This window comes from Verrucomicrobiota bacterium, from assembly GCA_016871535.1.
GTDB lineage: Bacteria > Verrucomicrobiota > Verrucomicrobiia > Limisphaerales > SIBE01 > VHCZ01.
The window spans coordinates 1-11,708 of record VHCZ01000195.1; the positions used below are offsets into that span (position 1 = coordinate 1).

Consider the following 11,708-nt stretch of genomic DNA (forward strand, 5'->3'; position numbering starts at 1 on the left):
TTGAAGACCAACGAAAACCCTGGGGCGGGTTTCACTCGTGCGAACAACAGCGGCACGGTCACTAGCGCCCTGGGCAATGCGGTCCTGGCCAAGAACACGACCGCCTCCAAGAAAGGCGCGCTCTGGACCCAAACGACTTTCGGCCAGCACATCGACAAAGTGACCTACCAGGTCCAGTTCTCCAAACCCGGCATCTACTACCTCTACATGCGCTTCACGATGTTCGAGAATGGCGGCAACCTCGCCAATTACCTCAACGAAGATTCGTTCTTCGTGCCGCCGGACTTTGATAAAGATCCGCAAACCGACTGGCCGTTGAGCGATCGGGGCGGATATGCCGAAGGCTGTTGTGACGGCGGATATCTGACGATCAAAGAAGGCGGCAATCCGGTCAATCATTCGCTGGGCGACGACGCGGGCCGGGCTTACTGGGAAGGCAACTTTCACTGGAATGAACTGTCCTCGAGCCAATTCTTGAACCCGGAGACGCAAGGCGTGCCGCGGATGCGCTTCAAGTACGAGGTCAAAGACAGCCAGGTGGGCAAGCCCCTGAAGTTCACCGTGTCGTATCGGGAAGGCGGGACGGCGATTGACTTGTGGTTGTTCAGCACCAACCCCAACTTGATGGACGAGTACTCTCAGGCGGAGTTGGACCAACTCCTGGTGACAAAACCGCTGATCACCGTGCAGGATCCTGGCAATGTGGTCGGGACAGGCGCCAAGGCCTGGTCGTACCTGATTCTGGAAGGCGAGGATTATTCTTTGAAGACCAACGAAAACCCTGGGGCGGGTTTCACTCGTGCGAACAACAGCGGCACGGTCACTAGCGCCCTGGGCAATGCGGTCCTGGCCAAGAACACGACCGCCTCCAAGAAAGGCGCGCTCTGGACCCAAACGACTTTCGGCCAGCACATCGACAAAGTGACCTACCAGGTCCAGTTCTCCAAACCCGGCATCTACTACCTCTACATGCGCTTCACGATGTTCGAGAATGGCGGCAACCTCGCCAATTACCTCAACGAAGATTCGTTCTTCGTGCCGCCGGACTTTGATAAAGATCCGCAAACCGACTGGCCGTTGAGCGATCGGGGCGGATATGCCGAAGGCTGTTGTGACGGCGGATATCTGACGATCAAAGAAGGCGGCAATCCGGTCAATCATTCGCTGGGCGACGACGCGGGCCGGGCTTACTGGGAAGGCAACTTTCACTGGAATGAACTGTCCTCGAGCCAATTCTTGAACCCGGAGACGCAAGGCGTGCCGCGGATGCGCTTCAAGTACGAGGTCAAAGACAGCCAGGTGGGCAAGCCCCTGAAGTTCACCGTGTCGTATCGGGAAGGCGGGACAGCGATTGACTTGTGGTTGTTCAGCACCAACCCCAACTTGATGGACGAGTACTCTCAGGCGGACCTGGATCGGATTCTGGTCAGCCCTGCGGTCGGCACGGCGCCAAAACTAAGCGTGAGCCTCTCCGGGAAAAACGCCCTCTTGTCCTGGCCGGCGTCGGCGGCGGGGTTTGTCCTGGAATCCTCGGCGACACTCTCCCCGGCCAACTGGTCCTCGGTTGCGACCGCGCCGGCCGTGGCAGGCGGACAAAACTCCGTGACCGTCGATGCCTCGAGTGGCACGCGCTTTTACCGGCTGAAGAAACTTTAGCGCCTTCTGAAAGTTCGGGCTTGATGGACCGAAGAACTTCCGGTAACCGGGTTCTCATGGAACACCTCATTCCCCGCCGCGATTTCATCCATTCCACCTCGGCCGGAGCCGCTGCGCTGCTTGGCCACAAGCTCCTGAGCGCACCCGCTGCGCGCGCTCAAAATCCCGCCGCGACTAAGCCCGTCGTGATCGCCAGCGGCAACGGACTGCAAGTCACGGCGAAAGCGATGTCGCTCATTCAGCAAGGCGCCGACGCCCTGGAGGCCGTGATCGCGGGCGTAAACATCTTGGAAGACGACCCGAACGACAATTCGGTCGGATTGGGCGGATTGCCCAACGAGGAGGGCATCGTGGAACTCGACGCGTCCGTCATGCACGGGCCGACCGGTCGCGGCGGCTCGGTCGCGGCGCTGCGCAATATCCGCAACCCCTCCAAGGTGGCGCGCCTGGTGATGGAACGCACGGACCACGTGTTGATCGTCGGGGAAGGCGCGCTGCGCTTTGCGAAGGCTCATGGCTTCAAGGAAGAAGATTTGCTGACCGACGAATCGCGGCAGGCCTGGTTGAAGTGGAAGGAGGAACTGAGCCGGACCGATGACTGGCTGCCTCCGCACGATCTGGAAACGAAGAACATCAGCCAGGGATTGCAGTCGGCCTTGCGCAATCACGGCACGGTCAATTGCAGCGCGCTGGACTTGCGCGGAGGCATTTCCGGTTGCACCAGCACGAGCGGCCTGTCCTACAAGATCCCCGGACGCGTCGGCGATTCGCCGATTCTCGGCGCCGGTCTGTATGTCGATAACGAAGTGGGCGCGGCGGGTTCGACAGGCCGCGGCGAAGCGAACCTCCTCGCGTGCAGCAGCGTCATGGTGGTCGAGTTCATGCGCCAGGGGAAAAGCCCGAAGGAAGCGTGCTTGCTGGCCTGCAAACGCATTCTCGCGCAAACGAAGATGAAACGCCTGCTCGACGAGCAGGGCCGCCCCAAGTTCAATGTGAATTTCTACGCCATCAACAAACGCGGAGAGTTCGGCGCCGCTTCAATCTGGAGCGGCGAGAAATTCACCGTGAACACGGGCGAGAAAGAAAGCCGCCGATTGGATTGCGCATTCTTATACAAAAAGAACGCGTGAAACATTGACTCGCAACCGCCAGAGAGGCAAGCCACATGCCATTCTCAATAAGGAAATCGGCCTCCGAATCACGGACCAGCAGAAACCGGAAGGCGGGCGTTCCTCAGCGGTTCGAGCGGGCAACGGCTGCGGCAGGTGCTGGACGGTGTTCGATTTTGGATCGCGGTGGAAGAACTTCCGGCGTTCCAGCTCCATTTCTTCCAGGAGCACCCCTTTTGGGCGGGGGTCAGGAATTGAGCCTGGCGTTCGTTCAGCTTCTGGAAGACTTCGGTCATGCGCTCACACGTGAGCGAGAAAATGGATTCGATCTCCCCGGCGGCTTCGCAGACCAAAGGTCTGATTTGTTTCTCCTGTTCTCTCTTGCGGTTACGGAAGGAATTGGTTTGCCAAACGGTGGCCGTTTCGTTGTTGTGAAAGTCGTGGCATGACAGCAAACGCGCGACAGAACCCCGGCCGGCGCTGGCTCGGATTGAACTGGCAAATCAGCCCGACGTCCGGTTGGGGAGTTCTGGGCATGAACCTGGCTTTGCAGGCCGAGGTCGATGGACGGTTCGCCGTGGTGCCCTTCGTGCCCACTGACGCCCCGAACGCTTTGCCGCCGCAGTATCAGACCGTGTTCGACCGCGTGCTGGCGCGGGAACGGATCGCAGCCAACCTGCTGGCCCAACATCCGGACGAGCGATGTCAGTGCGAATTCCCAGTCGTTCACACGCTGGGAAATCGGCTCGCCTCGAATGACGCGGCCGAGCGCATCGTCGGCACAACCAACCTGGCGATCATTTTCTCTGAAGACACGCACTTGCCCCCGCATTCACTGGATGTGGCGAAGCGGTTCAAGTGGATTCTCGCGGGTTCGACCTGGAATCGCGACGTGCTGCGCCGGCACAACGTTCGGAATGCGGAAACGTTCCTTCAGGCCGTCGATCACTCGATGTTTTTTCCGTCGGACCAACCCAAGGCGCCCGGCGGGCCGTTCCTGGTTTTTTCCGGGGGCAAGCTGGAATACCGGAAAGGCCAGGACATCCTGGTCGCCGCGTTCCGAAAATTTCATCAGCGTCACCCGGAATCGATTCTGTTCACCGCCTGGCACAATCACTGGCCGAAGTCGATGATTGGGATCGACCGCAAGGGCTACGTGAGCGGGGTTCCCGCGGTGAACTCGGACGGGTTGCTGGAAATCACGCCCTGGCTGGAAAGCAACGGCGTCCCGCGCGGCGCGTCGCACAATCTCGGCGCGGTGCCCAATCATCTCATGCCAAAAGTTTACGTTCAGGTGGATGCCGCCGTGTTTCCCAATCGCTGCGAAGGCGGCACGAACTTGATGGCGATGGAATGCATGGCCAGCGGCTTGCCGACGATTCTCTCCGCGAACACCGGGCACCTGGACTTGATCGACGAGCGCCATTGCTATCCGCTCACCCATCAACAGCGGGCGGACGTTGTGGCGCCGTTCGCCGCCACCGATGGGTGGGGCGAATCAGACGTCGATGAAGTGCTGGATCTTCTGGAGCGGGTCTATCGGGACCGAACCGAGGCCGCGCGACGGGGCGCCGCGGCGGCGCAATTCATGCGGGATTGGACCTGGCGACGGCGGTTCGAACAGTTGGTTGGATACCTGGATTAGCGACGGAAGAAGATGTTGTCGGTCCGATCCGTGTTGAACCTTTCCGCCCAGGCGCCGCACGGTTGAAACGCGCCGTCGAGGGTGATCTCCTGGAAATTCGATCCGTCTTCGGTTGCGAAAGCCTTGAATCCGGCCGCATAGAATTCCCGCATCAGTTCGGCCGTCGTGGCGCCCAGCGCGGTCAGGCCAAACCGATTGTGTTCGCAGATCACCAACCGCAGCGAGGGCTTGGCAAGACATGACTTCGCGCCGCGCGCAACGCGGACTTCCGCGCCTTCCGTATCGATCTTCAAGACCGAAGCGCCGCTCAAGCCGGCTCGGCGCAGCGTTTGATTACCTTGTTCCTACTTCCAGAACCTTCGAATCTGCCCGTTCCCATTTGTAATGTTATCCATAAAAAAATCTCCGCGGCTTGGGCAAATTCTACCATTCAACCGATTTAACCCATATAACGATTTAACGTTGTAACGGCTTTGGTTGTGGCTTGCCTTGGGCGTCCGACGGGCGCTTGTGTATTCGAGGGGCGTTTGCTACTTTCGCCCCGCAGGTTGGTACCAGGACCGAAAACGAAATCACGACGGACACAAGTCTATTAACGAATCGAACATTATGGCACACGAACTCCCTTCCTTACCGTATCCCAAAGAAGCGCTCGAACCGCACTTCGACGCCCAGACCATGGAAATCCACCACGGCAAGCACCACGCCGCTTACGTCACGAACTTGAACAAAGCCATCGCCGGCAACGCCGCGCTGGAAAGCAAATCCATCGAAGCGCTTATCAGCGACCTCGCGGCGGTCCCGGAGAACATCCGCGGCCCGGTGCGCAACAACGGCGGCGGCCACGCCAACCATTCGATGTTCTGGAAACTTCTCGCGCCGAAAGCCGGCGGCGCGCCCGGCGGCAAGCTGGCCGACGACATCCAGGCCGCGTTTGGCAGTTTCGACGCGTTCAAGGAGAAATTTGAGGCGGCAGGTCTGGGACGATTCGGCAGCGGCTGGGTTTGGCTCGTCGTCAACGCGGGAAAACTTGAGATTGGTTCCACCGCCAATCAGGACAATCCAATCATGGGCAAAACCGTCGCCGGCTGCGAAGGCAAACCGGTGCTCGGCTGCGACGTTTGGGAGCACGCCTACTATCTCAAATACCAGAATCGCCGCGCTGATTACCTGAAAGCCTGGTGGAACGTCGTGAATTGGGCTGAGGCGGCGAAGAATTACGACGCGGCGAAAAAGTAGCCCCGAAGCGGGAACGATTATCGCAGGATGACGACGACGATCCAATCCCTTCGCAAAAGCGCGCGTTTGAGAGAGGCGCCGCCGTTGGAGAACGGCGCAAGGCTGAGTTCACGCGAATTCCTGCGCCGCTACGAAGCGATGCCCGATCTAAAGAAAGCGGAACTCGTCAAAGGAGTTGTCTATATGCCTTCGCCAGTCACTGTTGATCACAGCAAGCCCGATAACCTGGTCCAAATTTGGCTCGGGTTTTATGCGGTCAAGACGCCGGGAGTGGAGTGCTTCGCCAACACGACCGTCATCCCCGGGCCCGCGAATACCCCGCAACCTGACGCATGTCTCTGCCTCAAGCCAGGACGTGGTGGCCAAACTCGGATCAACGAAAAGAAATATCTCGTCGGCGCTCCTGAGCTTGTGGCGGAAATCGCAGCAAGCAGCGCCAGCCTGGATCTCGGCGATAAGCTGGAAGCCTACGCCATGGCTGGGGTCCGCGAATACCTGGTCTGGCGCACACTGGAACAAGGGTTTGACTGGTTCGCGCTGGAGGATGCCGACTACGTGGCCGTCAAACCCAAGGCGCACGGACTGATTCGCAGCCGCTGTTTTCCAGGCCTGGTTCTGGACGTGAACGCGTTGCTGACGCAGGACGGCTCCAAAGTGCTTGCGACGCTGCAGCGCGGGCTTGCCACCGCGGCGCACCGGACGTTCGTCGCAAGCCTGCGCTGAAACAGACGCGGATACCAAGGCCAGGCTACTGTTTGAGACGATAGAACCTCGCGCGGCTCCCGACGAGAACCGCGAAGGGACTTCTGGCCTCCGTCAGATCGATCCACGGCCCAGTTACGGCATCGGCAGATTGGAGCGTGCCGTTGCCTGCCCAGTTGATCGTGAGATCCCCCCCCCTGGAATACCGGCTCGCTCAACTTGATCCTCAAAGGCGCGGAGAACTCGGAACTACCGAGGCGAGTTCCGCGCCAAAGACGACATCGGAATTGGCCGCGCTTGCTTGATGCACTTCCGCTGCGAAAACGTTGTCGCCCGGAACCAGGCTCGCCGCTGAAATGGCGACGGACCTTCATAGCGGTGCTCGTGGTCGGCCCCGAAGGCCGCGGCGGTGATCGGTCCCTTGCCCATCCCGAAGCGATGCTTTGGAATCGCTAAACGCGTCCCTATGGCCGATGCCACGCGCGATAGAACCGGTGCCCCAGGCGGGTTGCGTCCGGATCCTGAAAGTCAAACACTGCTCCGGCGGGCGCGCTGATGATTTTGATCGCTTCCCACTGGGCCAGGTTCGATGACGCTTCGATCACATAGTTCAATCCCGGCTCGCCGAAGACGCGCATTTGAAACTGGCCGTTGGCCGCGAGGCCCAGCGGCAGGACCTTGGGCGGAATGGAGGGCGCGCCTTCGGTGGTGATGACGAAGTTGTCGAAGATCATGAAGTTGTTTCCCGCCGCCCCCGCTTTGCGGATTGCCCACACGGCATCGACATCGCCGAAATTCAACACCGCGTTCGTGGTCGTGATCTCTTTGGAATTGACGAGGATCGTGTCGTTGAGCGTCGCGGTCCAGAGATTGCGCGCGAAATTCATGGACACTTTCAACTCGTAGTAGCCTTCATTGTCGAAGGCCAGGCCCGTGGGAACGAAGCCCGCGTTGTTGTCCAGGCCGTAGGAGATCTGGAGAGACGAGTTGTCGAAATCCAACGTGAACAGCCGGGCGCCGTTCGTGTTATAAACGCTCCAGCGGAAATCGTCATATTGCCCGTTCGTCGAATCCACGATCTGCATCATGACCGTGAACTTGACGATGGGCTGGCCGGGGTTGATGGGCGCAAGACCGATGGGCCGCCAGACGTTCAAGACTTCGTCCTTCGGCGCCGGGGGCGCAAAACCGATGTACGCCTGCTGTCCGTAGCCCTCGAAAAAGTTCGTGAGAATGCCATTCCCGCCGGAACCAAACCCGATCCAGTTGTTCTGACCAACCAGTTCAAGCCCCGGATCGTAACCTTCCGCAACCTCGAACCCGGTCGAGTAAACCGTGTCACCATAGGAAGGCCTAGGTTGGGCTTGCAAGCCGCCCTTCGGCCAGAGCGCAATAAGCAGCAGCAATGCGGCGACACCTCTCCATAGACTGGGTCGGGGTGAGTTCATCGTAATCATGCACGCCTCTCGGTTCGCGGTTCTGCTTGCGAGCACTTATGCCCTGGAAGTTCGCAAAAGGGAAGTCCGCAAAAGAATAGTCAACTCAGTCAATTCAATTTCCAGAATCATTGCTCTTGCGTCTGACGTCCGCCGCCGGAGCTGCTCGAACGCGACGGGACCGTGTTGCCCGAAGAAGAGGAGGACCGCGGCGACGGCGTCAACTGGCTGGGCGAAATCTGCGTGGGCGCCGGACCTTGGCGAGACGAAGGCACAATCGTGATCGAACCGCTTGACGGCGCCGGCTGGCTTGGCAAAGGAGTGGAGCGGATCGACGAACCGTAGTCCGCAGGTCCACGTGATGGCGATGGCGATGGCGCGTACCCCGAAGGCGGTCGATAACTTGGAGAGGGATCATAGCTCGAACTCGGCCCAGGCTGCGAATAGCTCCGCTTCTCGGGATAGGACAGGGAAGGCGGCTTCGGAAGTTCCCGGCGATACTGCGGTCCGGAAGTTGGCTGCGGCGCATAAGCGGACGGCGGCTGCGAATACGCCGGCGGCGTCTGAACGGCATACGAACCTGGTTGGGGCTGCGAATACGACGGCACGCTCGATCGTTCGGTCAAACTTCGAGTGCGGAACGTCGGTTGCTCGATCGGGCGCGTTTGTGAAGGTGGGGCGGCGCGGTTGGCTGCCTGAAATTCCATGAGCCGCGTTTCCAGATCGTTCGCGGGCCTGATTCCAGGTGCGCGAGCCGCGGTCGGCGAATTCGGCCGGCTTGGAACGACTGCCGAAGAATTGGCAGTTGAGCGCAGCGTTTCGCGTCGTTGCAGAGGCGTGACCGGAGTTTGAATGAGCTGCGGATCGCTCGCGGCGACGCCGCGCGAATCGTCCGCTTGCCGGAGCGGCTGGGCATTGCCGAACTCCCTGGGTTGACTCGCCGGTGACGCAGGAGCCACAGCCGGGTTGTTCGGAGCGGACGCTCCCGCACTGCTCTGTCTCGGACTCGGCCTGGATGTGTTCAACGAACGAGTCGTTCGAATTTCAGGGAGGGAGGCGCTGCGACTTTCGGCTGTGGACTTGAGTGTCAGGGCGGCCCCCGAGTCTTGTCCCGTTACGCTTGAGGAGTGGGTGCCGCGAGTTGAAGGAACGCGAGTCACCTCTGATGCGATGGGTTTCGGCTCCGCGGCGAGGCCGGCGGTAGGCTGGAGGCCCGTCTTGGCCCGGCTCTCTGCCACGCGAGGCGCTCCGCCTCTCGGCGGCCCTGCGGCGGGTCGATGGCCTTCAGCAAAGTCTGCGTTGGACGCGGCGGGTTTTCGCAGCTCTTGGCCCGCGCGGGTCGTCACGAAATCGCTCGGGGCGGCCGGAGAAACCGGCTTGTAAACCACCAGGTCCGAACCAGTGCGCTCCAGACGATCCGGCCGGACCAATCGCACCGTGTTGTGCGGCACATCGCGGACCTGCACTTTGCGGATCTCCGAGCGTGTGATCGCAGCGATCTTCCCCCGATCGACGCCCTCGTTGATGATGACTTTGTTCGGGCCTTGCGCGTAATTGTTAATGATCGTCGTCCGGTTGTACACATTGACGATGTGCGCGCCCGTGACTCGATGCCGCCACGGGTACGGATCGCAAAAGCGCGCCGTGGGAATGAAGGTGTAATAATCGCTGCCCAGGCCGAAGTCGAAGCTGACTCCAACCCGTCCGGAACGATAGCGGAATCCAAAGCCATGATCGTAATACGCGCCCGGCGGCAACGGCGCCCAGCCGCAATACGCATCCGAATACCGCCACGTCACCCACGACGGTCCCCAAACCGATCCCGGGACCCAGAGCCAGCCGCGGCCGGGATAATTGGCCCACCGGCCATAATGAAACGGCGCCCAGCCCCACGAATAATCCGAGTGCCAGTACCAACCGCAGTCCGAGTAAATCCAGCGGCCTCGATGGAAGTACGGCCTCCACGACGTATCGACCACGGCGACGGTGGGCTGCCAAACCATCCCGTAATCCGGCACCTCGAACCAATTCCCATACGGCGCCAGCGGGGGATAAAAGTACTCGTATTGAACTTGCGGTGCAGCCGCGATGGCTTCGGGCTGAGCGCCGGCCTCGAACGCCGGCGTGGCGGTGACCGCGTACGACGGCGCGTTGGGCAGAGCGATCCGGTTTGTCGCCGGCGCCAGGACCGGAGGTTGGTCCGTCGCCACTGCCGGGGGCGTGACCGCGACGGTGTTGGTCGCTGAAGCGGGCTTGGCAACGAGACCCGGCTTGTGCTGGATCATCGCCGCAATGACCGATTCCGAAATGCCCAGATCGGCAACATACAGAATCTCTTCCGGCGACAGGTTAAACGGCGTCGGATGATTCCGAACGAAGGCCAGAAGAACTTCTTCACCGACGCCGCCCTGGGCCAGATTGATGATTCCAGCCAGGCTTTCGGACAGCCTGGCTTCGCCGCTGGTCAGTTTCTCTCCGAAGGTTTTTTCCGCGGTGAGCGGCGGCGCGGCATTCGTCACGGCAGCGCTGTCGGCTTGGCTTACGGTGTTTGTGGTCTCGGGGGCGTTCGTCAACGTGTTGGTGGTCGCAGGCACAATCAAGTTGTTGGCCTGGCTCACGTAGGTGGACTGCGCTCGGCAACCTCCCAGGAGGGCGGCGGAGCCGATCAAGACGAGCGCCTGGAGGGCAGGACGAAGGGAAGGTTTCATAAGTCTCCTCTCAAGTTACTGGATGTTGGCCGGGTGTCAAAGCAACGTCTGGTCTGATTCGCGCTGACTCTTGCCCGAACTGGTAACGGGCGGTTCACAGCTCAGAATTCACGTCATTCCGACGACTCTCAAAGCTACCTGATTGACTCGATTAGAATCTCAGTTATTCAAGCCGCGGACGGTGATTAGTTCAAAGTTCAAAGTTCAGAGTGGCTCGCCCACGAAAAAAGGTTGCGTCGGCGAATCGGGTTTCGCACCTTAGTTCAGGACCAGACGGAGAGATGGCTGAGTGGTTTAAGGCGCGCGCCTGGAGAGCGCGAGTACCTAAACAGTACCGTGGGTTCGAATCCCACTCTCTCCGCCAACCTTTAAGGGGAGACTAGAGAATCAACCGACCTCGGCAGGCGTCCTCGCCCGCAGCAGACTCAACGGGCTGGCACGCATGGAAGACTTCTCCACGCCCGGTCGTAGCGGAAGCGCTGCGGGCAAGGGCGCTCCGCGCTCCTGACGCGTCAGCGCCCGGGCAATTTCATTTCCGCCAGCAGTGCGGCGAAACGCGGATTGGTGCGCAGCGGGTCAAACATGGCATCGATCGGGAGTTCGGTGATGTACCAGGAGCGATCGTTGTCCGTCATTGCCTGGCGCAGCCATTTGAAAGCCTCATCGGGATCTTGCAGCGCCGTGTGAATGACGGCCACTTGATAAGCCGGGAGGTATTCTTGTTTTTGGCTGGCTTCCGACTGGAGCTTTGCCAGCTCGATTCGAGCCTGATTTGTTTTGCCCCAGGCCGCATAGACATGAATTAAGCGGGCGCGGAAAATGAGCGAATCGGGACTGACCTCGATGGCCTTCTTGGCGGCGAACTCGGCTTTCTCGTAGTCTCGTTGCTGCAAGTGGGCGTACGCCAGATTCCAGTACGATTCCGGGTAATTAGGATCGAGCCTCAGCGCGTCCGTTTCATGTTACTAACAGCTAATAGGAATTTGCTTTTCACGGCTGGAGGCGAAGCCTGAACGTTCCGGGTCTCTGCCGCAAGAAAAACGCCCTTTTGAGGCGATCCTTGGAGGCTTCCCGGCTGAGAGGGTCTCGGAGGCCGCCCAAGGCGGGAATCCTGTCCCGCGAACTCTCGGAAAAAGGTGGTGGAGACCGGAATTCTAACCCCACCCGGACAGAGGGGGAGGCTCAAGCTGTCCGCAGCGTTTCGCAAAATCTC

9 protein-coding genes and 1 tRNA gene are annotated in these 11,708 nt (G+C 60.2%); 6 read left to right on the plus strand and 4 right to left on the minus strand.

What is annotated here, in order from left to right:
• The first annotated feature begins 1,724 nt into the window (after positions 1 to 1,724).
• From FJ398_20350 to FJ398_20360, 3 genes are all read left to right on the plus strand, one after another.
• Positions 1,725 to 2,786 (plus strand): N(4)-(beta-N-acetylglucosaminyl)-L-asparaginase, encoded by a 1,062-nt coding sequence (locus FJ398_20350; GenBank protein ID MBM3840270.1) that lies wholly within the window; start codon positions 1,725 to 1,727, stop codon positions 2,784 to 2,786.
• A 233-nt stretch (positions 2,787 to 3,019) separates the two neighbouring features.
• A complete protein-coding gene (locus FJ398_20355) occupies positions 3,020 to 3,214 on the plus strand; it encodes a hypothetical protein (protein MBM3840271.1) in 195 nt (64 codons plus the stop codon).
• Positions 3,211 to 4,410 carry a glycosyltransferase family 4 protein gene (locus tag FJ398_20360; protein MBM3840272.1) on the plus strand — a complete coding sequence of 400 codons (1,200 nt, stop codon included), beginning with the start codon at positions 3,211 to 3,213 and terminating at the stop codon, positions 4,408 to 4,410. The genes FJ398_20355 and FJ398_20360 overlap by 4 nt, the downstream gene beginning before the upstream one ends.
• On the opposite strand, the gene FJ398_20365 is transcribed toward FJ398_20360, so the two are convergent.
• The gene (locus FJ398_20365; GenBank protein MBM3840273.1) at positions 4,407 to 4,736 is read right to left on the minus strand and encodes an FkbM family methyltransferase; all 330 of its coding nucleotides are present in this window, start codon (positions 4,734 to 4,736) and stop codon (positions 4,407 to 4,409) included. The two genes, FJ398_20360 and FJ398_20365, sit on opposite strands and share 4 nt — an antisense overlap.
• 283 nt (positions 4,737 to 5,019) lie before the next feature.
• On the opposite strand from FJ398_20365, the gene FJ398_20370 reads away from it, so the two are divergent.
• Positions 5,020 to 5,649 carry a superoxide dismutase gene (locus FJ398_20370; GenBank protein ID MBM3840274.1) on the plus strand — a complete coding sequence of 210 codons (630 nt, stop codon included), beginning with the start codon at positions 5,020 to 5,022 and terminating at the stop codon, positions 5,647 to 5,649.
• A gap of 27 nt (positions 5,650 to 5,676) precedes the next feature.
• A complete protein-coding gene (locus FJ398_20375) occupies positions 5,677 to 6,372 on the plus strand; it encodes a Uma2 family endonuclease (protein ID MBM3840275.1) in 696 nt (231 codons plus the stop codon).
• A gap of 443 nt (positions 6,373 to 6,815) precedes the next feature.
• Here FJ398_20375 and FJ398_20380 read toward each other — a convergent pair whose 3' ends face one another.
• Together FJ398_20380 and FJ398_20385 are read right to left on the minus strand one after the other, a co-directional pair.
• A complete protein-coding gene (locus FJ398_20380) occupies positions 6,816 to 7,808 on the minus strand; it encodes a hypothetical protein (GenBank protein MBM3840276.1) in 993 nt (330 codons plus the stop codon).
• Positions 7,809 to 7,915: 107 nt separating this feature from the next.
• Entirely contained in the window at positions 7,916 to 10,495 is a 2,580-nt protein-coding gene (locus FJ398_20385; GenBank protein ID MBM3840277.1) for a hypothetical protein, read from the minus strand.
• Positions 10,496 to 10,770: 275 nt separating this feature from the next.
• Here FJ398_20385 and FJ398_20390 point away from each other — a divergent pair.
• Positions 10,771 to 10,859, plus strand: a tRNA-Ser gene (locus tag FJ398_20390).
• A 148-nt stretch (positions 10,860 to 11,007) separates the two neighbouring features.
• Here FJ398_20390 and FJ398_20395 read toward each other — a convergent pair.
• A complete protein-coding gene (locus FJ398_20395) occupies positions 11,008 to 11,442 on the minus strand; it encodes a tetratricopeptide repeat protein (protein ID MBM3840278.1) in 435 nt (144 codons plus the stop codon).
• Between the last annotated feature and the right edge of the window lie 266 nt (positions 11,443 to 11,708).